The organism is Streptomyces sp. NPDC005402 (genome assembly GCF_040606575.1).
Lineage (GTDB): Bacteria > Actinomycetota > Actinomycetes > Streptomycetales > Streptomycetaceae > Streptomyces.
This window is the reverse complement of sequence record NZ_JBEXFB010000001.1, coordinates 193501-215913: the sequence shown is the minus strand read 5'-3', so window position 1 is coordinate 215913 and position 22413 is coordinate 193501. Positions and strand designations below refer to the sequence as shown.

The following is a 22413-nucleotide window of genomic DNA, read 5'->3' as shown; positions in this document are numbered from 1 at the left end:
ACGCCGCCGATAACGGGGTCGCGCCGCGCCTGGGCCATCTGGTGGCTGCCGCGGCCCTGGTCACCGGCGGCGACGTGCCACGGCACCCGACCGGGCCGAACTCGACCGGCTGCTCACCCTCGACGACGAGGAGCGGTCGGGCCTGCGCCTCGGTCAGCCGGCGGGCAGCGTGGGCTGGATGCGCCGTAGGAACGTCGTGTTGTCCGGGGTCTCCCGCATCCGCTGGAGGAGCGTCTCGAGGTTGCCCTGGCCGTCGCCGTTCTGGAGTGCCCGCCGCAGTCCTCGTACGGCGGTCAACTCCGCCGGAGACAGCAGGAGTTCCTCGCGACGGGTGCCCGAGGGGTTGACGGCGACGGCCGGGAAGACGCGGCGGGAGGCGAGTTCGCGGTCCAGGCGGAGCTCCATGTTGCCGGTGCTCTTGAGCTCCTCGAAGTAGAAGTCGTCGGCGCGCGAACCGGTCTCCACCAGGGCCGTGGCGAGGATCGTGAGCGAACCGCCCTCCTCGGCGAGCCGGGCGGCGCCGAAGAACTTCTTCGGCCCGATCAGCGCGGTCGCGTCGACACCGCCGCTGAGGGTGCGGCCGTTGGCGGGGGCCGCGTTGTTGTGGGCCCGGCACAGCCGGGTCAGGGAGTCGAGCAGGATCACGACGTCCTCACCGGCCTCGACGAGCCGCTTGGCCCGTTCGATCACCAGCTCGGCGAGCGCGATGTGCTGCCTGGGCGTGCGGTCGAACGTGGAGGCGTACACCTCGCCGCGCACGGAGCGCCGCATGTCGGTGACCTCCTCGGGACGTTCGTCGAGCAGCACCACCATCAGGCGGCACTCGGGGTGGTTGCCGGCGACGGCGGCCGCGATCTGCTGGAGCAGCACGGTCTTGCCGGTCTTGGGCGGGGCCACGATCAGCCCGCGCTGGCCCTTGCCGACGGGCGCGATCAGATCGGCGACCCGCCCGGTCAGGCCGGACGCCGGGTGTTCGAGCCGGATCCGCTCGCGCGGGTGCAGCGGCGTGAGGTCGTGGAAGGCGCGACGGTTGCGGCCGGGGCCGTGGCCGTTGACCCGGGCGACCTCGGTGAGGGCGCGCTGGGCGCCGCGCACCCCGTCGACGACGTCCCCCTTGCGCAGGCCGAACCTGCGGATCAGCGCGGGGGAGACCTGGAGATCGGAGGGCGAGGGCAGCAGGCTCGCGGCGCGCAGGTGACCCTTCCCGCCGGCGTCGATGTCGAGAACGCCGGAGACGGCGCGGACCGGGGGCTGCTGCTGAACCGGAGGGGTTTCGAGAGTGATCGTCATGGTGGTCGGTCCTTTCGAGGACGGAAGGCATGAGACATGCGGAAGGAGGGGGAAGCCGCGAGAGGGAAGGCGGACAACGCCTTCGGGCGGCGGAAGACAGCACCCACAAGACCTGCGAGGTACTGAGGAGAAGCCGGTACAGCGACCGGCGAGATGAGAGAGAACTGGCACCGGCGCCCTGAAGCGGGCGTACACAAGTGCTGACAGGACGGTACCACGGAGACTCAGCGCGTGGCGAGGAGTCCGTACAGCAACGGGATCCGCGGTGCGGGAAGGCGCCACCAGCCGGACGGGGTACGTACCATGTGCGGCCAACGCGGCCAGGGCAACTCGCCGCTCTCCCGCAGATGCCGGACACGCAGTCCTGCCCCCGTCAACGCGTTGACGACTGCTCCTATTCCGTGCATCCACTCGTAGCTCGCGGTGGCGCCCTCGACAGCCGGGCCGTCGGTGTAGGTGTGGGTCGCGTCCCGGTGCACGGGCCCGTCGCCGCCCAAGTAGTCGTGGCGCAGCAGCAGTTCCGGTCCCTCGCCCGGAGCCGGCTTCGGGCCCAGCGAGTTGAGCAGCGGATGGAACTCGACCACGTACAACAGCCCGCCCGGGCGCAGCAGCCGAGCGATCACACTCGCCCACCGCTCCAGGTCGGGGAGGTAGCACAGCGCGCCCTTCCCGGTGTACACGACGTCGAACTGCCGCGCTCCCAGCGCCTCGACGGCGTCGTACACGTTCGCCCGCACGTACTCGACGTCCACGCCCGCCCGCGCCGCGATCCCCTGGGCGGCCGCGACGGACGCCTCGGAGAAGTCGAGGCCCACCGCCCGGGCCCCACGGCGGGCGAGGGCGACCGTCTCGGTGCCGAGGTGGCACTGGAGGTGGAGCACATCCCGGCCGGTCAGCTCGCCGAGGTCCTCCCACTCGAAGGCGGCGAACCAGCGCTCCGGATCGAGGTCCTGGTCGAGGCCGTAGAACCGGCTGGCGAGGTGGACGGGCGTGCGGGCGTCCCAGTTGGCCTGGTTGACCCGCATCAGCCGCGCGTGCTCGTCGGACGTCATGAGGCCATCCAACCGTGCACGGGGAGTTCGTGCTCCTCCTCCAGCTGATCCCGCAGCCTCTCGCGCCCGTGCCGAGCAGGATGCTGACCCGGGTGGAACCGCGGTGGCTGCTGGTCGGTGGGCTGTCGCCGATGGCCGCCTGGGGGCCGAAGAGAGCGGCCGGAGAGAGGGGCCGGAGATCCGGCCCCCTTTTTTCTGCGCGCCGGTGTCGATTCCGGGCGGTCCCGTTCGTCGGGCGGGTGTAGGAAGCTCATGAGGACCAGGAGGAACCATGAAGTACATGCTGCTCGTCTGCGGCGACGACACCAACGACGCCTCGGGCATGGCCCCCGTCGAACCCTGGGTCGAGGAACTCGGCGACCGTGGCGTACGGCTGCACGGGCACCGGCTCGCCCTGCCCGCCGACGCGGTCACCGTACGGGTGCGCGGTGGTGAAGTGCTGAGCACCGACGGCCCGTTCGCGGAGACCAAGGAGTACGTCGCCGGTTTCGACATCCTGGAGTGCGACAGCCTGGAGGAGGCGGTCGAGGCGGCCGCCAAGCACCCCGTGGCGACGATCGGCGCCATGGAGGTACGGCCGTTCTGGGAGGACGAGGACGCCGAGGGGCAGCTTCGCCGCCTCGACGCCGAACTGACGGAGGCGGCACGCACAGGGGACGTCGAGCGGACGCTCGCCTGCTACGCGCAGGACGCGGAGGTGGTGGAGAACGGCCGGCAGTACACCGGCGTCGAAGCGCTCCGCAAGGTCCGGGCGGAGGCGGGGCCGGTCACCCGCGAGGTCCTGGAGTTCCGGGTCCACATCGACGAGAGCATCGCCTTCGGCCACGCCCTCATCCGTACCGACGGCAAGCTGCTGCGCGTCACCACCGGCTACCGCAACGCCGGTCCGCGCTGGCTGATCGTCCACGAGCACGTCACGGAGGCCACGTCATGAAGTACGTCCTGCTGATCTGCACCCCCGCCGGTGGCGAGGAGCTCAGCCCCGCCGAGATCGCCGAGGACCCCCGCTTCACCTCCTACATCGAGGAGGTCCGCAGCCGCGACCTCGTCAAGGGCGGAGCCCGGCTGCGCCCCGCCTCCGACGCCACGACTGTGCGCGTCCAGGGCGACGAAGTCCTGCTCACCGACGGGCCGTTCATCGAGTCGAAGGAGTACATCGCCGGCATCGACATCATCGAAGTCGCCGATCTCGACGAGGCGATCTCCCTCGCCTCCCGGCATCCGGCGGCCCTCGGCGGCGGCTCGGTGGAAGTACGGCCAGTGTGGGAGTGACCGCTGAAGAGGCCGTCGCCGCCGCCTTCCGGGAGGAGTGGGGCCAGGTCGTCGCCACCCTGATCCGGGTCACCGGCGACTGGGATCTCGCCGAGGAGTGCGCGCAGGACGCCTTCGCCCAGGCTCTCGACCGGTGGCGGCGCGACGGCGTCCCGCGCCGCCCCGGCGCCTGGCTCACCACGACCGCCCGCCACCGGGCCATGGACGTGCTGCGCCGGGAGGCGGTCGGGGCGCGGAAACTACGGGAGGCGGCCATGCTCACGGCACCCGGGGAGCCGTACGACGACAGCGGTGTCCAGGGCGACCGGCTGCGCCTGATCTTCACCTGCTGCCACCCGGCGCTGCACATCGAGGCCCGGGTCGCCCTGACCCTGCGCACCCTCGCGGGCCTGACCACACCCGAGATCGCCCGGGCCTTCCTGGTCCCCGAGGCGACCATGGCCCAGCGCCTGGTGCGCGCCAAGAAGAAGATCCGCAACGCCGGCATCCCCTACCGCGTGCCGCCCGCGCACCTGCTGCCCGAGCGCACGCCCGGCGTCCTCGGAGTGATCTACCTGCTGTTCAACGAGGGGTACGCGGCCACCTCGGGCGCCGATCTCGTACGACGGAACCTGTGCGCGGAGGCGATCCGACTGGCCCGCGTCCTGGCCCGCCTCATGCCCGACGAGCCCGAGGCCCTCGGCCTGCTCGCGCTGCTGCTCCTGCACGACGCCCGCCGCGAGACCCGCGTGGACGCGGCCGGTGAACTGGTGACCCTGGAGGACCAGGACCGTACGGCGTGGGACCACGCGGAGGTGGAGGAGGGTGCCGCCCTGCTGGAGACGGCACTGCGGCGCGGCCGTCCCGGGCCGTACCAGATCCAGGCCGCCATCGCCGCCTGCCACACCACCGCGCCCACCGCCGAGGACACCGACTGGGTCGATGTCGCCGCGTTGTACGGCGAGTTGCTGCGCTTCGTGCCCTCGGCAGTGGTCCGCCTCAACCGGGCGGTCGCCGTCGGCATGGCCGAGGGGCCCGACGCGGGACTGGCACTGGTCGCCGAACTGGAGCGGGAGGGCGAGCTGAGCGGCTACCACCTCCTCCCGGCCACCCGCGCCGACCTGCTGCGCCGCAGCGGCCGTACGACCGACGCGGCCCAGGCGTACGAGCGGGCCCTGGAGCTGGTGGAGAACGACGCCGAGCGGCACTTCCTCGAAAAGCGGCTCGCGGAGTGTCGATCCGGGTAGACGCCCTGTGCAGCGGGGACACCGACCTGTCGGCGGGGATGAGCGCCCCGCACAGTGAAGGGCTCTGCTTCACTCCCTCGTGCACACCTCAGGCCCTTGCCCCGGACCGCCGCCGCCCGGGAAGAAGGTGACGCTGACGGTCGGCGGGGCCGAGAGGGCCCTCTCACCGTCGCGTGAGTTCGGGAGCCCGAGCTCGGGGACCTGACCCGGGCGCGTGAACTCAGGAGGTGGACGCGGCCCTCGCCTCCGCCTCCTTCGCGATCTCCTCGAACCGCGCCCCCATGGCCGTCGCGAGGGCCTGCGCGCCCGACAGCGGACGGACCATCACCATCAACCGGTGGATCAGGCCGTTCTCGTCGAGATGGATGAAGTCGCAGCCGTCCAGCGCCCGTTCGCCGACCCGGGTCGCGAACACCAGCGCGTGGTCACGGCCGTCCTCGCTGCTCAGCTCGCTCACATAGCGGAAGTCCTCGAAGACCTTGACGACCGCGCCCAGGATCGCCGCCGTGATGGCCTTGCCCGCGTACGGCTTGAACACCACCGGACTCGTGAAGACCACCTCCTCGGCCAGCAACGCCTCCACAGCGCCGAGGTCTCCCGCTTCCACCGCTTGTCTGAACGCTCGCATCAAGGCTCCGTGGTCAATTTGTTGAGTAGATGTAGAGGAGACTAATCATTTACTGTAGTGGTGTCCATATCGAGACCGGCCGACGCGAGCTGCGAAGCGGACTGCGAAACGGACGCCATCCGCTGGTGCGAGCGTGCTCTTGCCCGTCTGAGACACCGTTCCCCTAAGCTGACGCGGATGTTCAGCCCAGAAGGCCCCAGCCTCCGCGAACTCGCCGTCCAGGCGCTGTCGTCCGTCGAGCACGGCTACGACCTGCTCGCCCCCAAGTTCGACCACACCCCCTTCCGTACGCCCGACTCGGTGCTGGCCGCCGTCGCGTCCGCGCTCCGGCGGATGGGCCCCTTCGATGCCGGGCTCGACCTGTGCTGCGGCACCGGCGCCGGGGCCCGGGTGCTGACACGGGTCTGCCGCGAGAGCGTGACCGGGGTCGACTTCAGTGCCGGAATGCTCGACGTGGCCCGGGAGCGGACGAGGTCCAGGGGGCCGCGCGTGTCGTGGGTACGGGGCGATGCTCGCGCCCTGCCGTTCGCTCCCGCCTCCTTCGACCTCGTCGTGAGCTTCGGGGCCTTCGGCCACTTCCTGCCACGCGAACTGCCCGGACTGTTCGTCCAGGCCCGAGAGGTGCTGCGGCCGGGCGGCTGCTTCGCCTTCCCGATCGTCGCCCCACCCCGTCCGTCGTCTCCGGCCTACTGGATGCTCCTCGGTTTCGACGCCGTGATGCGGGTGCGCAACGCCCTCTGGCGACCGCCGTTCGTCATGTACTACCGGGACTTCCGGCTCGGGGACGTGCGACGGGAACTGGAATGGGCCGGGCTCCGGGTGGAGCTGTACGCCCTGCCCGAGTTCGGGCTGCGCCGGGACGGCAGTCCGCGGGTGCGGATGGTCGTGGCGAGGCGCCCGGTCTAGTCGGTCCGGATTCCCGACTTGTCCGTCGGGATTTCCGGCACGCCTGGTCACCGTGAGGCGTCTCCCGGAACGGGACCCGTCACAGGGCGCTGTACAGGGCGTCGATCAGTGCCATCTTCCGAGGGTCGTCGGCGATGTGCGGACCCATCCGGTTCATCACATAGCCCAGCGCGATGCCCGCCTCGGGGTCGGCCAGACCGCAGGACCCGCCGAACCCGTCGTGTCCGAAGGCCCGCGGATTGGGCCCGTAGGAGCCGTTCGGCCCGCTCAGCCACAAGCCGAGCCCGAGCTCCGTCTCGCTGTCGAGCCCCGCGCCGAGCACCAGGTCACGGCACCTGCCCTGGCTCTCTCGGACCCGCTCGGCGGCCTCGGGGGACAGGACGCGGTGGCCGTCGTGGGAACCGCGGCCCGCGAAGATCCCGTAGAGGGCGGTGACGGCCCGGGCGGTGCCGTGGCCGTTCGCGGCGGGGATCTCGGCGGCCCGCCACTCGGCCGTGTTCGCCTCTGCGGCGCCCACCACGGGATTGGTGAGGGCGGCGATCGCCGCGGGCGCCAACTGGGCGAAGATCGCGGCCTGTTCGCCGGCCGACACCGCCGGTGGACGCACCAGCTCGGCGGCCCGCCCGGCCTCTTTCTCCGGCAGGCCGATGGTGAAGTCGATGCCGAGCGGCCCCGTCACCTCCCGCTCCAGGAAGGCGCCCGGCAGCAGCCCCGAGACCCGCCGGACGACCTCCCCGACCAGGAAGCCGTAGGTGAACGCGTGGTATCCGGACACCGTGCCCGGCTCCCACCAGGGCTCCGTCGCCGCGAGCCGCCGGGTCGTCAGTTCCCAGTCGAAGAGTTCCGTGAGGGTGTGGGGCTCGCGCAGCCCGGCCAGCCCGGCCCGGTGCGACAGCAGGTGTCGTACGAGCACCTTCTCCTTGCCCGCCGCGGCGAATTCCGGCCAGTAGGCGGCCACCGGTGCGTCGAGGTCGAGCAGACCCCGGTCGGCGAGGATGTGGGCGCACAGGGCCGTCGGGCCCTTCGTCGTCGACCACACGTTGACCAGCGTGTCGCGCTCCCAGGGGCGGGTGCGGGCCGCGTCGGCCCAACCGCCCCACAGGTCCACGACCGTCTCGCCGCCGACGGTGACGCTCACCGCGGCGCCCAGCTCGGCACGGTCCCGGAAGTTCTCCTCGAACGCCGTCCGCACGGCAGCGAAGCGCTCGTCGCAGTGGCCGTGGACAGCCGGCCGGTACTCGGACATGGGCCCTCCGTCGTCGCCGGAAGCCCGGACCGCGACACTGCGATCCGGACCCCGTGAACATACCGACTGGTCGGGCTGGAGGGAAGAATCCCGACGGGACTCAGGCGTACGAGCGCAGCCAGCGCAGCTTCGCCGCCTGCTGGTACGGGCCGCCGCCCTCGTGATCGTTGAAGTCGTAGACCTCGATCGCCTTGTCGTCGTGGCCCCAGGCGTTGAAGGCGGCGAAGACGGTGGAGGGCGGGCAGGTCTGGTCCTCCAGGGCCGCCGAGAAGAGCGCCGGGGTGCGGCCGCGGCTCGCGAAGTGCACGCCGTCGAAATAGGCGAGGGTGCCGAGGACGTCCTCGAAGCGGCCGCGGTGCGTCTTGAGGTAGAGGCCGATCTCCCGGTACGGGTGACGGTCCGTCGTGGTCGCCGCGCGCGGGAAGTCGCACAGGAACGGCACGTCCGGAGCGACCGCCGCCAGGTCCGGCACCAGACCGCCGACCGCGATCGAGATGCCTCCGCCCTGGCTGCCGCCGAGGACGACCGTGCGCGCCGCGTCGGTCAGCGGGTGCGAACGGGCCGCCTCCACCGCGCGGACACCGTCGGTGAACACCCTGCGGTAGTAGTAGTTCTCGGGGGCGTCGATGCCCCGGGTCATGAACCCGGGGTACGCGGGCGCGCCGGCCACCGGGTCGGCGGTGCCACCGCCGCCGCCCCAGGCACTGCCCTGACCGCGGGTGTCCATCACGAAGTGCGCCCGGCCGGTCGACGCCCACAGCAGGTGCTCGTGCGGCAGGCCGCGGCCGCCGCCGTAGCCGATGAACTCCACGACCACCGGTATCGGGGCGGAGACCTCGGCGGGGAGGGTGAACCAGCCCTTGACCGGGTGGCCGCCGAACCCGGCGAACGTCACGTCGTACACCTTCACAGTGGACAGGCCCGTGTCGACGAGTTCGAAGCGGGCGTCCAGGTCGTGCTCGCGGGCCTCCTGGAGTGTCTTGGACCAGAACGCGTCGAAGTCCTCGGGCTCGGTGGACTCGCTGCGGTACTCGCGCAACTCGTCGATGGGGAGGTCGAACAGGGCCATGTAGGACCGCCTTAGCGAAGGGACAGTGCCGGATGATCACACCGTACGTGTGTGGTCGGACGAATCGCCAGGCCTTTGCGGCACCGGCCGACCGGTTGCCGCCCTCGCGACGGTCGTGGATCTGCTGGTCAAGGACGCAGGGCCGCTGGCCTTGGACAGAGAGCGCGATCAGCGGAGTAGGCCGGCCGTCGCGAATGGTCGGGCCACCGCGGTCGGCACCGCAGGCGGCGGATCCGAGAGGCCGACGTGCTCAGGCCCGGCGACGGGTCCACTGCGGTTCGGTGAGCGCCCAGTCCCGTTCCCACTCGGCGAGCCGGTGGCGGCCCGCCACACCGCGGACGAGTGAGTGGCCGAGGAGGATCACGGCGACCGTGGCGCCCGCGCCACAGGCGCCCATCACCAGGGTGTGCTGCCAGATCGCGGTCTCGTCCGGCGGCGGAGCCACGCTCCGGCCCTTGGAGTCGAACCACACGTCGACCTTCTCGCCCTGGTCGGTACCCGCCGGGACCCGGGCCGTGGCGGTCTTGGTGGCGCCCCCGGCCTCCGTCCAGCGCACGGTCACCCGGTAGGAGCGCTCCCGGCCGCCCTCGACCGTGGGCAGCGAGTCCGGAACCCTGCCGACGACGTCCGCCCGGACCCGGTGGCGTTCGGAGCGCTGCTCGGCCGCCACCGTACGGGCGTCGTCATGAGCCCACCAGCCCACCACCGCACCGATCAGCGGGGCGCCCAGCAGCATCAGCACAGCGACGGCCAGCACCGTCCATGCCTCGACGACGTCCGACCGGCGCCTGAGCGGATTGCGCCGCCAGCGCCAGCCGCGGACCCGGGTTCGCATGTCGACCTCCGCACCACGCACCCCTGCGCGCGGTCATACAGATGTAGTACCCCTCCATCCGCGTCGTTCACGTGTGGAGGGGCCCACAAACGCACTCAGTGCGCAGACACGCCACCGTCAGCCGAAGCGTTCGATCCGGATACGGTCCACCGGCTGACCGGCCTCCACCAGCAGCCGCGAGGCATGCTCGGCGAACCCGTTGGAACCGCACACATAGGCCTCCCACCCACCCTCGGGCTGCTCGGCCAGGAGCGGCGCCACATGTGCGGCCGACATACGTCCCACGGGCACCCCGACCGGGGCGCTCCGCGTGAACACGGGGGTCGTCTCGGCGCCCAGCTCCCGCGCGTAGATGAGCTCCTCGGGGCTGCGCGCCGACACCAGCAGCCGCAGCGGCACGGACAGTGCGCGCGCCCGGTGGTGGCGGACCATCGACATCAGCGGTACGACCCCGGAGCCGGCCCCGATCAGCAGCGCGGGCCGGTCGCCGGGCCAGGCGAAGAACCCACTCAGCGGCCCCCGCACCTCGACCTCGTCACCGGGTGCGGCCACCGTGTGGAACCAGCCCGAGACCTCACCGCCGTCGACATGGTCCAAGGTCAGCTCGATGTGCCCGGAGTCCTCCGGCGGCGACGCGATCGAGTAGTGGCGCTGGGCCGTGTAGCCGTCCTCGGCGGTCAGCCGCAGCATCAGATGCTGGCCGGGCAGATGCCCCTGCCAGGAGGGCACCGCGAACCGGAACGTGGACGCGTACGGGGTCTCGCGGCGGACCTCGGTGAGCGTGGCGGTCTGCCACACGGCGGCGACGGTGTCGCCGACGGCGATACGCCCCGGCACCGCGAACCGCGTGACCGGAGCGAAGGCGGGGGAGGAGAGCGCCTCAGTCACCGGAGTACCTCTGTTCCTCCCACGGGTTGCCCCGCGCGTGATAGCCGTTCTGCTCCCAGAAACCCGGCTCGTCGTGATCCAGCAGCGTCAGCCCCGCGACCCACTTGGCGCTCTTCCAGAAGTACAGGTGCGGCACCAACAGCCGCGCCGGACCGCCGTGTTCGGCGGGCAGCGGCTTCCCGTCGTACTCCCACGCGATCCAGGCCCGCCCGCCGGTCAGGTCCGCGAGCGGCAGGTTCGTGGTGTACCCGGTGTGCGAATAGGCGACGGCATGGGTGGCGGACCCATGTGGCCGCACCATATTCAAAAACGCGTCCAGCGACACACCCGCGAACCGCACCCCGAACTTCGACCAGCTCGTCACGCAGTGGATGTCACCCTCGTAGGCCGACGCGGGCAGCTCGTGCGCCTCGTCCCAGTCCCAGGTACGCGGTTGTTCGACCAGCCCGTCCACCCGGAACGTCCAGTCGGCCGGCGCCAGGTCCGGGGTGACCTCCGCGGAGAGGACGGGCCAGTCGTCGCCCGCGTCGTACTGGCCGGGTGGCAGCCCGGAGTTGAGGACGCGGGGGCGTCCCGTGAAGCCTCGGGTGACGTTCATGCTTCAACCGTACGCTGTCGTCACGCGTGCTCCGCCCCAGGTCAGTGCCCCCATCGTCGCGGCCGTACGAACATTGCGCGGCGCCGGGAATAGCCGTCGCGTGCCGCTCCTTGGCGCTGGAGTGCCGGGCCGGTGTCCCGGTGACAGTGCGAGGAGAGTGAGGAAGCAGATGCCCAAGGCGTACGTCGTCACGCGGTACGGCGGACCGGAGACCGAGGCGTTCGTGGACGTGGACCGACCGGGTCCCGGGCCCGGCCGGCTTCTGGCGGCTGTCAAGACGGTCATCGAGGTCGCCCGATGACCATCGACGCACCGCACGTCCTCGACAACCCCGCCCTCGCCTCCCTGACCGGACCGCACGCCCGCTTCGCCGAGAAACGCGGCCGGGTCCTGCGCTACCCCGTCGACGTCTCACCGTGGCTGGCCCTGCCCGACGAGCCCGACGCGGGCGACTGGGCCGACCTCGCCGCGCTCGCGGGTGCCGGCGTGGAGGTGCCGCTGTCGGGCTACATGGGCCGGGTGCCCGAGGACTGGGAGATCACCTTCCACATCGAGGGCGTGCAGTTGGTGGACGACGGTCTCGCCGCCGCGTCCGACCCGGAGGCGGTCCGCCTCGGCCCCGCCGACGTGCCCGAGATCCTCGACCTGATCGCCCGGACCCGCCCCGGCCCCTTTCTGCCCCGCACCGTCGAGATGGGCACCTATCTGGGCATACGCAGGGACGGCGCCCTCGTCGCGATGGCGGGGGAGCGGCTGCACCCGCCGGGCTGGACCGAGATCAGCGCGGTCTGCACCGACCCCGGCGTCCGCGGCCAGGGCCTGGCGACCCGGCTGATCCTCGCCGTCGCCCACGGCATACGGCAACGCGGTGAGACGCCGTTCCTGCACACCGGCGCCCGCAACACCCATGCCATCCGGCTCTACGAGTCCCTCGGCTTCCGGCTCCGGCGCACCACCGCCTTCCTCGCGGCACGGGTACCCGAGCCGTTGCCGGAGTCGGTCGCCTAGAGATCGTCAGCCGCACCGGGCCAGGCGTTGTAGCGCACGAGGTACCCGGCGAACCGCTCCAGGTCCTCCTGCGACCACTCCGCGAGCCGCTCGCCCACGGCCGCGCGGCGGCTCACGGTGACCTGGCCCAGGATGCGCCGGCCGGCCGTGGTCAGATGCAGCACCTGGACACGGTGGTCCTCGGGGTCCTGGCGCCGTTCGATGAGGCCGGCCCGCTCCAGAGCGGCGACCTGGCGGCTCACCGTGGACTTGTCCAGGGCGTAATGGGCGGCCAGGTCGGTGGCCCGGCAGCCGTCACGTTCCTCCAGGTGCCCGAGGAGCGTGTACGACACGAGCGACAGTTCGGGATGCAGACGGCCCGCCGAGGCCCGCGCCCGGCGCGCGAAGACCGTCATCTCGCGCTGAATCGTCTCCACGGCTGTGGCTGCTTCCACCGGTCCTCCCTCGCAGTACTGGTTGCAGAGTACAACTCAAGGCGCTCTGGGGTAGGGTGGCCCTCCGGCTGAGGGCGGTCCCAGCCGTGAGGTACCGAGGAGGTGAGACCCATCGACGCTGTGTCAGCTCGGGTGCTCTCTCCTCGAACCGGCGCGGATCACCGCCTGTAGGCCCTGGTGACCGCGGGAGCGCCCTTCGGCTCTCGAAAGGCTCTCGGCTTTCCATGCCCTCACCCTCTCCCCGCTTCACTTCCCCCGACTCCGTCGTCGACGCGCTGCGCACCGCGGGCTGCGTCTTCGCCGAGGACGAGGCCCGGCTGATCCTCGCCGCCGCCCGCACCCCCGACGAACTGACCGACATGGTCGACCGCCGGGTCATCGGCCACCCTCTCGAACTCGTCGTCGGCTGGGCCGAGTTCAGGGGACTGCGCATCACCGTGGCTCCCGGCGTCTTCGTGCCGCGCCGGCGCACCGAGTTCCTCGTCGAGCAGGCCCTCGCCCTGACACCGGACGCCTCCGTCGTCGTGGACCTGTGCTGCGGCTCGGGTGCGGTCGGCGCCGCGCTCGCCGCCGCCCTGGGTCCGGTCGAGCTGCACGCCGCCGACATCGACCCGGCCGCGGTGGACTGCGCCCGCCGCAACACCGCCGGCGCGGGCGGCCGGGTCCACACCGGCGACCTCTTCGAAGCCCTCCCCGCCGATCTGCGCGGCCGTATCGACATCCTCGCCGCCAACGTCCCCTACGTCCCCACCGAAGAGGTCGCCCTCCTCCCCACCGAGGCCCGCGACCACGAACCCCTGGTCGCCCTCGACGGCGGCACGGACGGCCTGGACGTCCTGCGCCGGGTCGCGAGCGAGGCCCCGCAGTGGCTCGCCCCCGGCGGCCGCCTCCTCGTCGAGACCAGCGAACGCCAGGCCGCAGCCGCCCTCGACGCCTTCACGCACAGCGGTCTGGCACCCCGCCTGGCGGCCTCGGAGGAGCTGTACGCCCACGTCGTCATCGGCACCAGGGCTTAGGCCCAGCCCGGTGCCCAGATCCCCACGCCCGGCGGTTCGGGCCGTGTGGCGTGCAGGTGCGCCCGAAGGGCGGCGAGGGCCGGATGGGGGTTGTCGGCGCGCCAGACCAGGGAGTGGGGATAGACCGGTGCGGGCCCGTGGACCGGGATGCGGCGCAGATCCTGGCCGGCCGGCCAGACCAGACGGGTCAGCTCGCCGACCAGGGTCGCCAGGGCCGGGGAGTCGGCGATGGTGTCGAGAAGGGGGTCGATGCCGAAGTCGGGGCCGGTGGCCTCGATGGTGAGGCCGAAGGCGGCGGCGAGGTCGTCGTAGTAGGTGCCCCACTCCGTTCCGGTGACCAGGCCGGGCATCCAGATGCGGTGCCCGGCCAGCCGGGAGGGTTCCACCGACCGGGCTCCCGCGAGCGCGTGCTCGGGGCCGGTGAGCAGTTGCACCGGTTCGTCGTAGACCCGCACGGACTCGATGCCGTCGGTCGACTGCCCGGCGGAGTGCGGGACGGCGCGGAAGGAGGCGTCGATCGTGCCGGACCGGAGGGCGGCGAGGGCCGCGTCGGCGTCGAAGAGGGTGACGACATCGAGCTCGATGTCGGGATGCGCGCGGTGGAAGGTGCGCAGCAGCTCGGCGGGGGCGAGCCGGCGGCCGATCACGTCGACGCGCAGGGCCCGGCTGCCCGGCCGCACCGAGGCGGCCGCCCGTTCCGCGGCCCGGAGGAGTTCGCGGGCGGGCGGCAGGAACGCCTGTCCGTCGATGGTCAGCCGGGCGCCGCGCGGAGTACGGGTGAACAGCCGTGCCCCGAGGTCCTTCTCCAGCGCGGCGACCCGCTTGGACACGGCCTGCTGGGTGACCGCCAGCCGGTCGGCGGCCTCCTGGAACCGCCCCGCGTCCGCCACGGCGACGAAGGTGCGTACGGCGTCGAGATCCATACGGGGAGCCTAGGCCGTCCCCGGCACAACCCCTGGTTGTGACCGGCCGGGCCTGTGGTTGTTTGATCGGGGGCCCGGCACTCGGTTGGATGGCGTCGGTCAACGTGAGGTTGTCGGCGAGGGGGTTTCGGGCGTGGGTGGGAGACGGTCGCTGGGGCGGCGGTTCGGGTGGCTGTGGGCGGCCTACGCGGTCAGTGCGTTCGGCACCTCGCTGTCGTTCGGCGCCTTCCCCCTGATCGCCGTCCTGGTGCTGCACGCCGGACCCGCCGCGGTGTCCGCGCTGGCGGCCGCGGGGCTCGCGGTCGGAGCGGCGGTGGCCGTGCCGCTCGGGCCCTGGGTGGAGTTCCGCCGCAAGAGACCGGTGATGGTCGCGATGGACCTCGTCCGGTTCGCCGCCCTGCTCAGCGTCCCCGCCGCGTACGTCCTGGGTGCCCTCGGTTTCGTCCAGCTCCTGCTGGTGTCGGTGGTCGTCGCGGCGGCCGACATCACCTTCAACGCCGCCTCCGGGGCCTTCCTCAAGTCCCTCGTCGGCCGGGAGGACCTGCTGGTCGCCAACGGTCGGTTCGAGGCCACGAACTGGACCACCATCGTGATCGGACCGCCCCTCGGCGGGGCCGCCATCGGGCTCTTCGGTCCTGTGACGACCCTGCTGGCCGACGCCGTCAGCTACCTGCTGTCGGCGCTGGGCATCCGTGCGATCGGCGCCGGCGAGTCACGGCCCGAGCCCGCCGGCGCGGCGAAGGGATCCCTCTTGGAGGGCTGGCGCCACATCCTGGCCAGCCCCGTCCTGCGCCCCCTGTTCTTCAACACGGTCCTCGTCAACGCCCTGATCATGGTGCCGGTGCCGCTGCTGACCGTCCTCATGCTGGGCCCACTGGGCTTCGCCCCCTGGCAGTACGCTCTCGCCTTCTCGGTGCCCTGTCTCGGCGGCCTGCTCGGCTCACGGATCGCGCGCCCCCTGGTCGCCCGGTTCGGACAGCACCGCGTCCTGATCACCTCGGGCATCCTGCGCGCGTGCTGGCCCCTCGGCCTGGCCTTCGTCGGCCCCGGTACGGCCGGACTGCTGCTGGTGATGGCCGTCGAGCTCGGGGTGATCACCTCCTGCGCCGTCTTCAACCCGGTGTTCTCCACCCATCGGCTGGAGATGACGCCGACGGACCGGGTGGTCCGCACCCTCTCCGCCTGGTCGGTGACCGGCAAGCTGACCACCGCGGCCCTGACCGCCCTGTGGGGCCTGCTGGCCACCTTCACCGGAACCCGTGAGGCGATCGCGCTCGCCGGCCTCCTGCTGCTGGCCACCCCGCTCCTGCTGCCCCGCCGCCCCGCCGCCGCGCCCGCCGTCAGTCAGGACGCCCTGCCCCTCTCCGCCGGATCCCCGTGACGCCGACCGCCCCGGCCGGTCGTTCTCCCAGGTGCCGGTGCAGGCTTGGGCGGCGGTCCCGGTGTCGCCGTCGGTGAGTCTGTCGGTCAGGTACACCGTGTCGCCCATCTTGAGCCCGTCGTGCACGACACGGCCCTGCAGGCTTCCCTTGCTGATTGGTGACTCCGCCGAGGGCGACGGCGACCAGGGAGGCCGCCCCGGGGTCGTACCGTCGGAGCGCCCGAGGCCGCGGCGCGGGTGACCGTACCGCCCACACCTACCGTGCCCGCGCGCTGCGTTGCCAGGACCACGTGGACCGGAGTACTCCGGCCCCCTGCGCGTACGTCCCTCAGGTCAACGGCGTCTGCACCCGTGCGATCAGCAGCGCCACGTCGTCGGAGTTGTCCGGCTGGTGCAGGGTGCGCAGCAGCAGGTCGCAGACCTCCTCCAGAGGACCGTCGGGGCTGTCGAGCAGGTCGAGGAGCGCGTCCAGGCGCTCGTCGAGGGGATGCTGGCGGGTCTCGACGAGACCGTCCGTGTACAGGACGAGCCGGTCACCGGGTGAGAGATCGACGGTGGTCGTGGAGAAGGCGACGCCGCCCACGCCCAGCGGCGCCCCGGTGGGGAGTTCCAGCAGTTCGGGGGGACGGCCGGGGCGCAGTCGTACCGGAGGCAGATGCCCGGCGTTGGCGATCCGGCACTGCCCGAGCCGCGGATCGTGCACGGCGTACACGCAGGTGGCGATGGAGTGGTCCAGCTCCTCGGTGATCCGGTCGAGGTGTTCGAGGAGCCTGGCGGGGTCGAGGTCGAGGGAGGCCAGGGTGTTGGTCGCGGTGCGCAGCCGGCCCATCGTCGCGGCGGCGTTGATGCCGCTGCCCATCACGTCACCGACGACGAGGGCGGTCTTGCCCTCGTCCAGCGGGATCACGTCGAACCAGTCGCCGCCGACCTCGGCGGTGGCGCCCGCGGGCTGGTATCGGGAGGCGACCTCCAGGCCGCCGGTCACGGAGGGGTGGCTGGGCAGCAGGCTGCGCTGGAGGGTGAGCGCGGTGTTGCGGGCGTCCTGGTACCAGCGGGCGTTGTCGATCTGCACCGCCGCGCGGGCCGCCAGCTCCCGCGCGAGCAGCAGGTCGTCCTCCCCGAACGGCTCCGGGTTGTGGACGCGCTTGAGGTCGAGGGCGCCGAGCACCTCGCCGCGTGCGATCAGCGGCACGGCCAGGTAGGAGTGCACGCCGATCCTGGCCAGCAGCGCGGCCGCCTCCGGTGAGCGGGCGATGCGGGCGAGGTCCTCGGGCCCGACCTGCGCCACCAGAACCGGGTTCCCCGTGCGCACGCACTCGGTGACCAGGCGCTCGGGGGCGTACCGGGCGACCTGCCCGGGCGGATCGGCCGCGGCCAGGGCGTCCGGGGCACCGGCCGCGTCGACGGCCAGGGGGCGCATCACGGCGGGCTCGGTGGGCCGCAGGGTGCTCGGTCTGCCCTGGACGACCGCCTCCAGCAGGTCCACGGCCGCCACGTCCGCGAGCTCCGGCACGGCCACGTCGGCCAGCTCGCGGGCGGTGCGGTCCAGGTCGAGGGTGGTGCCGATGCGGGCGGAGGCGTCGGCGACGAGCGCGAGGCGGCGCCGGGCCGTCTCGGCCTCCACGGTCGCCAGATGCTGCTCGGTGACGTCCAGGACCGAGCTTGCCACCCCGAGGACGGTTCCCAGCGCGTCCTCCAGGCGGTACAGCGAGACCGACCAGGCGTGGTCCGAGTCGGGATCCGCGGGCGTACGGCCGACCGTGTGCTGGTCGACCAGCGGCTTGCCGGTCCGTAGCACCTCGCGGGCGGCGGCCTCGAAGGCGGCCACGTCGAGACGCGGCAGCACCTCGCCGATCTTCCGCCCGACGTGTTCCTCGGCCGACACACCGTTCAGCTGCTCCAGGGCCGGGTTCACCGAGACGTAGCGCAGCTCGGTGTCCAGGACGGCCAGACCGATCGGGGACTGGGAGACCATCCGTGTCGACAGCGCCACGTCCCGCTCCAGGCGGCGCACGGTCGACTGGTCGGCGCACAGCCCGAGCGCGTAGACGTCTCCGTGGTCGTCCAGCAGTCGCATGTTGCGGAACTCGACCAGTTTGGTGGTGCCGTCCTTGCGCCGGACGGGGAAGGCGCCGGCCCAGCTCTGGCCGGTCTCCATGACGTCCGCGAACAGCTTGACGACCAGGTCGGCGTGCTGTTCGCGGATCATCAGATGGGCCGCGTACTGCCCGAGCGCCTCCTGCGCGCCGTAGCCGAACAGTTCCTCGGCCTGCGGGCTCCACAGCACGATGCGTCCCTCGGCGTCCAGCACCACCGAGGCCATGCCCAACTCGTCGAGCAGTCCGCTCGGCCGTACCGCCCCGCGCGCGGGCTCTCCACCCTCGGACGCGGGTATTCCGGCTGCACCCATTGCACGAACCGCCTTAGACCGTCCTCGCGGCACGCCGTACCCCCGTGCCGACTCCCCTTGTTCTACCGCGCTCAACCGTCTCTGCGACCACGCGGTCGTGTTCTTCCACCATCCCTCAACACGAGGGCGCGCGTCCGGTGAAATGCGCCGGGGTGACGAAGGCCGCTTGTTCATTCGATTGGCCTGTACATGACCGCCGTTGGGGCGTCAGACTGTCCGCCGAGCCACCTCACCCCCCGCCCCAGGAGCCTCAGGAGTCATCCATGCCCCTGCGCGCCAGACAGCGTTGTCACGCGGTCCTCGCCGCCCTCGTCACCCTCACCGCGACGGCCCTGCTGGCCGCCGCCCCACCGGCCTCCGCCGCCGGCACCTGGACCGAGGCCGGCTCCGACCGCGCCAACCCGCTCACCGAGAGCCAGGGCCTCACCTCGGTCGAGGTCCCCGCCGGCTCCGCCAACCGGTACACCGGCATCGGCACCATCCCCATCGGCGTCTCCAGCCGCGGCTGGAACCACGTGGGCGACCCGGACGCCTCCTACGACGGCCACTACATCGAGCCCTACCAGGCCGACTCCGGCACCGCGAAGATGTACCGCGTGCAGGCGCCGAACGGGACCTGGTCCGAGTACGTCCACACGCTCAGCTCCGGCGAGGCGCTCAACAACTCCTGGGTCGCGATCTCGCCCGACGGGCAGTGGATGCTGTCCGGCGAGTGGGGCACCATGACCCGCTTCCTGGTCTTCCCCACGCCCGGCGTCAACGCGAGCACCTCCCCCTCGGCCAACCTTCCGCAGGCGGCCACCGTCACCCTCGACCACGCCGTCCGGGACGTACAGGGCTGCGACTTCCTGAGCGCCACCCAGCTCCTGTGCTCCTCGGACGACCCGGCGGGCACGCTCTTCGGCTACACCAAGCCGCTCCTCCAGATCGACCTGTCCGCCGCCCCGACCGGCTCGGCGAACGTCTCCGGCCATGTCACGGCACTGCGCCAACTGCCCCTCAGGAGCTCCTGCTCGGGCGAGTTCGAAGCGGAGGGCATCGACTACGACCGCCGCACCGCAACCCTGCGGGTGATCGTCGTCTCACCCGGCTTCTGCGTCCTGACGGACAGCAAGACGTACCGCTTCACCAGGAGTTGAGCCCCTGACGGGCGGGTGCCGGCCCTCCTCGAAATGAGGGTCGGCACCGATGGCGGGGCCCGGGGACCGGATGCGACGGTGGCACAAACACCCCATTACGCAAGGGAGATCCCGCATCCATCCCCATGAGACACCGCACGCACGTCCTTCCGCGCCGCCGGGGGAGGTGACCCGTGGGACACGCTGACACCCTGCTCGCCATGGGCGGTGCCTTCCTCGCCGCCGCGTTCCTCGCCCGCCTCGGCGGCCGCATCGGACTGCCGACCATCCCGCTGTTCATGCTCGCCGGCATCCTGCTCGGTCCGCACACCCCCGGCCTCGTCCTGGTCGAGGACGCCCACGACTTCGAGATGCTCTCCGCGCTCGGCCTGGTGCTGCTGCTGTTCTACCTGGGCCTGGAGTTCCACGTCGACGACCTGCGCACCGGCGGCCGGCGTCTGCTGGCGGCGGGTGGGATCTACCTCGTGGCGAACGTCGGCGCGGGGCTCGGCTTCGGCCTCGCCCTGGGCTGGGGGAGCCGGGAGGCGCTGGTGCTCGCCGGGGTCCTCGGCATCTCCTCGTCCGCGATCGTCGCCAAGATCCTCATCGATCTGGGGCGGATCGGCCGCCCCGAGACCCGGCTGATCCTCGGCGTGATCGTGGTGGAGGACATCTTCCTCGCGCTCTACCTCGCGGCGCTCCAGCCGGTCGTCAGTGGCGCGCGCGGACCGCTGGAGGTGCTCCTCCAGACGGGCAAGGCCTTCGGGTTCCTGCTGGTGCTGGCCGCCGCCGCCCGGTACGGAACGCGCTGGATCGGCCGACTGGTCCAGGTCCGGGACGACGAACTCCTGGTCATCAGCTTCCTCGGCGCCGCCGTGCTCGTCGCCGGGGTCTCCGAGGTACTCGGCGTCGCCGACGCCATCGGCGCCTTCATGGTGGGCCTGATCCTGGCCGGCACCCCCTCCGGACCCCGCATCCGCCGGCTGGTGCACCCGCTGCGCGACGCCTTCGCCGCGATCTTCTTCTTCGCCTTCGGGCTGTCCATCGACCCCGGCGTCGTCACGTCCGTCGCCGGACCGGTCGCAGCGGCGGCCGCCGTGACCGTCGTGATGAACGTGGTGGCCGGCCTGCTCGTCGCCCGTCTCTACGGCTACGGCGCCCAGCCCGCCGCCGACATCGCCACCACCCTCGTGGCCCGCGGCGAATTCGCCCTGATCCTCGGCGCGATGGCGGCCAGTGCCGGGCTCGACGCGCGACTGGCGCCGTTCATCGCCGGGTATGTCCTTGTCCTGGCCGTTCTCGGCCCCGTGGCCGCGGGGCGGGCCCATCTGCCGGCCCGGGTGCTGGGTGCACGTCGCGCCCGGGAGCAGGGGGATGACATCGCACCGCCGCCGGTTTCCGTCGCGGTGGGGGCGGACGCCGAACGGTAGGGGCCGTGTGAAGGAGGAGTCATGCGCCAGCCCGACGACGAACACCTCAGCGATCTCGCGGCACGGCTGGAGCGTGACGACCCACGGTTCGCCCGCGCGCTGGGGTCGGGCCGCCCCGCCCGGCCCCGCGAGTACCGGCGCACCGGCGCCTGGGGAACCCTCACGGCGGCCCTGGGCCTCCTGGCCGCGGGCATGGCGCTGCCCGAGGGCATCCTCGTGGCCGCGGGGCTGGTGCTCGCCGGAATCGGCGTTCCCCTGTTCGACCCGCACCGGGACCGTCCGCCGCGCTGACACCGCCGCCGGTAGTGCTCCGGGAAAGGTGGTGCTTTTCTGGGGGTGTGGCGCGGCTCGCGGGGAACCCGGCGGTCCGGTCATCGCCACGAGAGGAGCGACCACGATGGATCGTGAGCAAGCGCACGAGGAGTCCGTCTCCCTGGAGATCAGCGGATGCAGCGCGGAGGACGCGCGCATCGTCTTCGACACGCTGTCCGCGTGCTTCGAGTCGGACCGGGGTGCGGACGACGTGCCGCAGCAGTTGCACGAGTCACGGCCGATGGTGTGGATGGGGACGTTCGAGGTGACCGATGCGCGTTCCTGCCCGCCGCCCGCGCGGTTGTCGTCCTCCGTCGAGGCCGATGCGCAGGGCGGTTACTGGGCCATCGAGAGGCTCCGGACGACGTTGGACTCGATGTTCACCGTGCGGGATCTCTCGTCCGCGTCGGGGGACCAGGAGCAGGAGCTGCATGTGCGGCTCGAGAGCCGTTGACGGGTTGCCGGGTCCTGACGACGCAGTGGTGGCCGGTCGCGCCCCGAGGGACGCGACCGGCCATCCGTTGATCAGCCCTGCCGCACCGGTACCACCACCATCTCGGCGACGTTGACGTTCGCCGGGGCCGCGACCGAGAACGCGATGGCCTCGGCGATGTCCGGTGCGGTCAGCGGGTCGAGGCCGGTGCGCATGCGGGCCAGGGACGCCCGGGTCTCGTCGTCCCGCATGTCCGCGCCGAGTTCGGTGGTGGTGACCCCGGGCTCGATGTTCTTCACGCGGACGCCCCGCGGACCGAGTTCAGCGCGCAGATTGCGCGTGAGGTGGGCGACGGCCGCCTTGGTGGCGCAGTAGACGGACCAGTCGGGGAAGAGGAGATGCCCGCCCACGGAGCCGACGTGGACGAGGTCCGCCGGTCCGCCGCGGGAGGCCGCCGCGAGGAGATCGTCGGTGAAGGCGCGGGAGGTGTGCAGCAGACCGCGCAGGTTGACGTCGATCATGCGATCCCACTCGTCGGTCCCGGCCCGCTCGAAGGGGGCGCCCAGCATGACGCCGGCGTTGGCCACGACCAGGTCGACGGTGCCGAGCGTCCCGGTGACGGCGGTGGCCGCCCGCCTGACCGCCGCGGCGTCGGTCAGGTCCACGGCGACGGGCAGGACCGTTGCGGTGGCGATGGCGCGCAGTTCGTCCGCCAGTGTCTTGAGGCGGTCCTCGCGGCGGCCCAGCAGCGCGACGCCTGCTCCGCCGACGGCGAGGCGGCGTGCCGTGGCCGCGCCGATCCCGCTGGTGGCGCCGGTGACGACCGCGACGCGGCGGTTGAGGTTCCAGGTGTGTGTCATGCCGTCGACGGTGGGGGCAGACCCGGCCCGTGAACAGGCCGTGTCACCCCGAGGAGAGCGGATCGTAGGAGTACCGCG

General features: G+C 72.2%; 23 protein-coding genes and 1 pseudogene. 12 read left to right on the top strand and 12 right to left on the bottom strand.

All coding sequences use genetic code 11. The features are described from left to right. Window positions 1–153: 153 nt before the first annotated feature. Window positions 154–1290 (bottom strand): transcription termination factor Rho, encoded by a 1137-nt coding sequence (gene rho, locus ABZT02_RS01035; protein ID WP_356012902.1) that lies wholly within the window; start codon window positions 1288–1290, stop codon window positions 154–156. Between the two features lie 224 nt (window positions 1291–1514). Then, window positions 1515–2342 (bottom strand): class I SAM-dependent methyltransferase, encoded by an 828-nt coding sequence (locus tag ABZT02_RS01030; RefSeq protein WP_356012900.1) that lies wholly within the window; start codon window positions 2340–2342, stop codon window positions 1515–1517. Between the two features lie 271 nt (window positions 2343–2613). On the opposite strand from ABZT02_RS01030, the gene ABZT02_RS01025 reads away from it, so the two are divergent. Genes ABZT02_RS01025 through ABZT02_RS01015 form a run of 3 tightly spaced genes read left to right on the top strand, consistent with a single transcriptional unit; the run spans window position 2614 to window position 4840 of the window. Next, a complete protein-coding gene (locus tag ABZT02_RS01025) occupies window positions 2614–3276 on the top strand; it encodes a YciI family protein (RefSeq protein WP_356012898.1) in 663 nt (220 codons plus the stop codon). After that, complete coding sequence (locus ABZT02_RS01020) at window positions 3273–3614, top strand: YciI family protein (protein ID WP_356012896.1); 342 nt, start codon at window positions 3273–3275, stop codon at window positions 3612–3614. The genes ABZT02_RS01025 and ABZT02_RS01020 overlap by 4 nt, the downstream gene beginning before the upstream one ends. Beyond that, the gene (locus tag ABZT02_RS01015) at window positions 3611–4840 is read left to right on the top strand and encodes an RNA polymerase sigma factor (protein ID WP_356012894.1); all 1230 of its coding nucleotides are present in this window, start codon (window positions 3611–3613) and stop codon (window positions 4838–4840) included. Before ABZT02_RS01020 ends, ABZT02_RS01015 begins: the two co-directional genes overlap by 4 nt. A 220-nt stretch (window positions 4841–5060) precedes the next feature. Here the strand turns inward: ABZT02_RS01015 and ABZT02_RS01010 are convergent, their stop codons facing one another. Further along, on the bottom strand, window positions 5061–5468 hold the full coding sequence (locus ABZT02_RS01010) for a nuclear transport factor 2 family protein (RefSeq protein WP_356012893.1): 408 nt from the start codon (window positions 5466–5468) through the stop codon (window positions 5061–5063). A gap of 177 nt (window positions 5469–5645) precedes the next feature. On the opposite strand from ABZT02_RS01010, the gene ABZT02_RS01005 reads away from it, so the two are divergent. After that, window positions 5646–6374 carry a class I SAM-dependent methyltransferase gene (locus ABZT02_RS01005; protein WP_356012891.1) on the top strand — a complete coding sequence of 243 codons (729 nt, stop codon included), beginning with the start codon at window positions 5646–5648 and terminating at the stop codon, window positions 6372–6374. Window positions 6375–6453: 79 nt separating this feature from the next. Here the strand turns inward: ABZT02_RS01005 and ABZT02_RS01000 are convergent, their stop codons facing one another. From ABZT02_RS01000 to ABZT02_RS00980, 5 genes are all read right to left on the bottom strand, one after another. Beyond that, entirely contained in the window at window positions 6454–7620 is a 1167-nt protein-coding gene (locus ABZT02_RS01000; RefSeq protein ID WP_356012889.1) for a serine hydrolase domain-containing protein, read from the bottom strand. Window positions 7621–7720: 100 nt separating this feature from the next. Continuing rightward, the gene (locus tag ABZT02_RS00995) at window positions 7721–8689 is read right to left on the bottom strand and encodes an acetylxylan esterase (RefSeq protein ID WP_356012887.1); all 969 of its coding nucleotides are present in this window, start codon (window positions 8687–8689) and stop codon (window positions 7721–7723) included. A gap of 250 nt (window positions 8690–8939) precedes the next feature. After that, a complete protein-coding gene (locus ABZT02_RS00990; RefSeq protein ID WP_356012885.1) occupies window positions 8940–9524 on the bottom strand; it encodes a DUF3592 domain-containing protein in 585 nt (194 codons plus the stop codon). Between the two features lie 117 nt (window positions 9525–9641). Beyond that, the gene (locus ABZT02_RS00985; RefSeq protein ID WP_356012883.1) at window positions 9642–10412 is read right to left on the bottom strand and encodes a ferredoxin reductase; all 771 of its coding nucleotides are present in this window, start codon (window positions 10410–10412) and stop codon (window positions 9642–9644) included. Beyond that, window positions 10405–11010 carry a sulfite oxidase-like oxidoreductase gene (locus tag ABZT02_RS00980; RefSeq protein ID WP_356012881.1) on the bottom strand — a complete coding sequence of 202 codons (606 nt, stop codon included), beginning with the start codon at window positions 11008–11010 and terminating at the stop codon, window positions 10405–10407. The genes ABZT02_RS00985 and ABZT02_RS00980 overlap by 8 nt, the downstream gene beginning before the upstream one ends. 169 nt (window positions 11011–11179) lie before the next feature. Here ABZT02_RS00980 and ABZT02_RS00975 point away from each other — a divergent pair. Then, a pseudogene (locus ABZT02_RS00975) lies at window positions 11180–11287 on the top strand (NADP-dependent oxidoreductase); the annotation flags it as partial. Window positions 11288–11307: 20 nt separating this feature from the next. Beyond that, complete coding sequence (locus tag ABZT02_RS00970; protein ID WP_356012879.1) at window positions 11308–12018, top strand: GNAT family N-acetyltransferase; 711 nt, start codon at window positions 11308–11310, stop codon at window positions 12016–12018. Here ABZT02_RS00970 and ABZT02_RS00965 read toward each other — a convergent pair. Next, window positions 12015–12452, bottom strand: coding sequence for a MarR family winged helix-turn-helix transcriptional regulator (locus ABZT02_RS00965; protein ID WP_356012877.1), 438 nt, complete (start codon window positions 12450–12452; stop codon window positions 12015–12017). The two genes, ABZT02_RS00970 and ABZT02_RS00965, sit on opposite strands and share 4 nt — an antisense overlap. Window positions 12453–12676: 224 nt before the next feature. On the opposite strand from ABZT02_RS00965, the gene ABZT02_RS00960 reads away from it, so the two are divergent. Continuing rightward, window positions 12677–13468 (top strand): putative protein N(5)-glutamine methyltransferase, encoded by a 792-nt coding sequence (locus ABZT02_RS00960; RefSeq protein ID WP_356012875.1) that lies wholly within the window; start codon window positions 12677–12679, stop codon window positions 13466–13468. Here ABZT02_RS00960 and ABZT02_RS00955 read toward each other — a convergent pair. Continuing rightward, the gene (locus ABZT02_RS00955) at window positions 13465–14391 is read right to left on the bottom strand and encodes a LysR family transcriptional regulator (RefSeq protein ID WP_356012874.1); all 927 of its coding nucleotides are present in this window, start codon (window positions 14389–14391) and stop codon (window positions 13465–13467) included. The two genes, ABZT02_RS00960 and ABZT02_RS00955, sit on opposite strands and share 4 nt — an antisense overlap. Window positions 14392–14524: 133 nt before the next feature. Here ABZT02_RS00955 and ABZT02_RS00950 point away from each other — a divergent pair, with 133 nt between their 5' ends. After that, a complete protein-coding gene (locus ABZT02_RS00950; RefSeq protein ID WP_356012873.1) occupies window positions 14525–15772 on the top strand; it encodes an MFS transporter in 1248 nt (415 codons plus the stop codon). 328 nt (window positions 15773–16100) lie between these two features. Here ABZT02_RS00950 and ABZT02_RS00945 read toward each other — a convergent pair whose 3' ends face one another. After that, window positions 16101–18182: a SpoIIE family protein phosphatase gene (locus tag ABZT02_RS00945; RefSeq protein WP_356012871.1), complete on the bottom strand. Its 2082-nt coding sequence runs from the start codon at window positions 18180–18182 to the stop codon at window positions 16101–16103. 263 nt (window positions 18183–18445) lie between these two features. Between ABZT02_RS00945 and ABZT02_RS00940 the strand changes: the two genes are divergently transcribed. The 4 genes from ABZT02_RS00940 to ABZT02_RS00925 all read left to right on the top strand — a co-directional run bounded on the left by ABZT02_RS00940 (window position 18446) and on the right by ABZT02_RS00925 (window position 21496). Further along, window positions 18446–19321 carry a hypothetical protein gene (locus ABZT02_RS00940; protein WP_356012869.1) on the top strand — a complete coding sequence of 292 codons (876 nt, stop codon included), beginning with the start codon at window positions 18446–18448 and terminating at the stop codon, window positions 19319–19321. 173 nt (window positions 19322–19494) lie between these two features. Next, window positions 19495–20730, top strand: coding sequence for a cation:proton antiporter (locus tag ABZT02_RS00935; protein WP_356012867.1), 1236 nt, complete (start codon window positions 19495–19497; stop codon window positions 20728–20730). Window positions 20731–20751: 21 nt separating this feature from the next. Further along, window positions 20752–21021 carry a DUF3040 domain-containing protein gene (locus ABZT02_RS00930; protein ID WP_356012865.1) on the top strand — a complete coding sequence of 90 codons (270 nt, stop codon included), beginning with the start codon at window positions 20752–20754 and terminating at the stop codon, window positions 21019–21021. A gap of 106 nt (window positions 21022–21127) precedes the next feature. Then, window positions 21128–21496 carry a hypothetical protein gene (locus tag ABZT02_RS00925; RefSeq protein ID WP_356012863.1) on the top strand — a complete coding sequence of 123 codons (369 nt, stop codon included), beginning with the start codon at window positions 21128–21130 and terminating at the stop codon, window positions 21494–21496. Between the two features lie 71 nt (window positions 21497–21567). On the opposite strand, the gene ABZT02_RS00920 is transcribed toward ABZT02_RS00925, so the two are convergent. Further along, window positions 21568–22335, bottom strand: a complete 768-nt coding sequence (locus tag ABZT02_RS00920) for an SDR family oxidoreductase (protein WP_356012861.1) — start codon at window positions 22333–22335, stop codon at window positions 21568–21570. Between the last annotated feature and the right edge of the window lie 78 nt (window positions 22336–22413).

Coding starts and splice junctions, on each gene's coding strand:
- ABZT02_RS00940 (WP_356012869.1), top strand. CDS start 18,446: ATGCCCCTGCGCGCCAGACAGCGTTGTCACGCGGTCCTCGCCGCCCTC.
- ABZT02_RS01030 (WP_356012900.1), bottom strand. CDS start 2,342: ATGACGTCCGACGAGCACGCGCGGCTGATGCGGGTCAACCAGGCCAAC.
- ABZT02_RS01020 (WP_356012896.1), top strand. CDS start 3,273: ATGAAGTACGTCCTGCTGATCTGCACCCCCGCCGGTGGCGAGGAGCTC.
- ABZT02_RS00960 (WP_356012875.1), top strand. CDS start 12,677: ATGCCCTCACCCTCTCCCCGCTTCACTTCCCCCGACTCCGTCGTCGAC.
- ABZT02_RS00920 (WP_356012861.1), bottom strand. CDS start 22,335: ATGACACACACCTGGAACCTCAACCGCCGCGTCGCGGTCGTCACCGGC.
- ABZT02_RS00945 (WP_356012871.1), bottom strand. CDS start 18,182: ATGGGTGCAGCCGGAATACCCGCGTCCGAGGGTGGAGAGCCCGCGCGC.
- ABZT02_RS01010 (WP_356012893.1), bottom strand. CDS start 5,468: ATGCGAGCGTTCAGACAAGCGGTGGAAGCGGGAGACCTCGGCGCTGTG.
- ABZT02_RS00995 (WP_356012887.1), bottom strand. CDS start 8,689: ATGGCCCTGTTCGACCTCCCCATCGACGAGTTGCGCGAGTACCGCAGC.
- ABZT02_RS01025 (WP_356012898.1), top strand. CDS start 2,614: ATGAAGTACATGCTGCTCGTCTGCGGCGACGACACCAACGACGCCTCG.
- ABZT02_RS00990 (WP_356012885.1), bottom strand. CDS start 9,524: ATGCGAACCCGGGTCCGCGGCTGGCGCTGGCGGCGCAATCCGCTCAGG.
- ABZT02_RS00930 (WP_356012865.1), top strand. CDS start 20,752: ATGCGCCAGCCCGACGACGAACACCTCAGCGATCTCGCGGCACGGCTG.
- ABZT02_RS00970 (WP_356012879.1), top strand. CDS start 11,308: ATGACCATCGACGCACCGCACGTCCTCGACAACCCCGCCCTCGCCTCC.
- ABZT02_RS01005 (WP_356012891.1), top strand. CDS start 5,646: ATGTTCAGCCCAGAAGGCCCCAGCCTCCGCGAACTCGCCGTCCAGGCG.
- rho (WP_356012902.1), bottom strand. CDS start 1,290: ATGACGATCACTCTCGAAACCCCTCCGGTTCAGCAGCAGCCCCCGGTC.
- ABZT02_RS01000 (WP_356012889.1), bottom strand. CDS start 7,620: ATGTCCGAGTACCGGCCGGCTGTCCACGGCCACTGCGACGAGCGCTTC.
- ABZT02_RS00955 (WP_356012874.1), bottom strand. CDS start 14,391: ATGGATCTCGACGCCGTACGCACCTTCGTCGCCGTGGCGGACGCGGGG.
- ABZT02_RS00925 (WP_356012863.1), top strand. CDS start 21,128: ATGGATCGTGAGCAAGCGCACGAGGAGTCCGTCTCCCTGGAGATCAGC.
- ABZT02_RS00980 (WP_356012881.1), bottom strand. CDS start 11,010: ATGAACGTCACCCGAGGCTTCACGGGACGCCCCCGCGTCCTCAACTCC.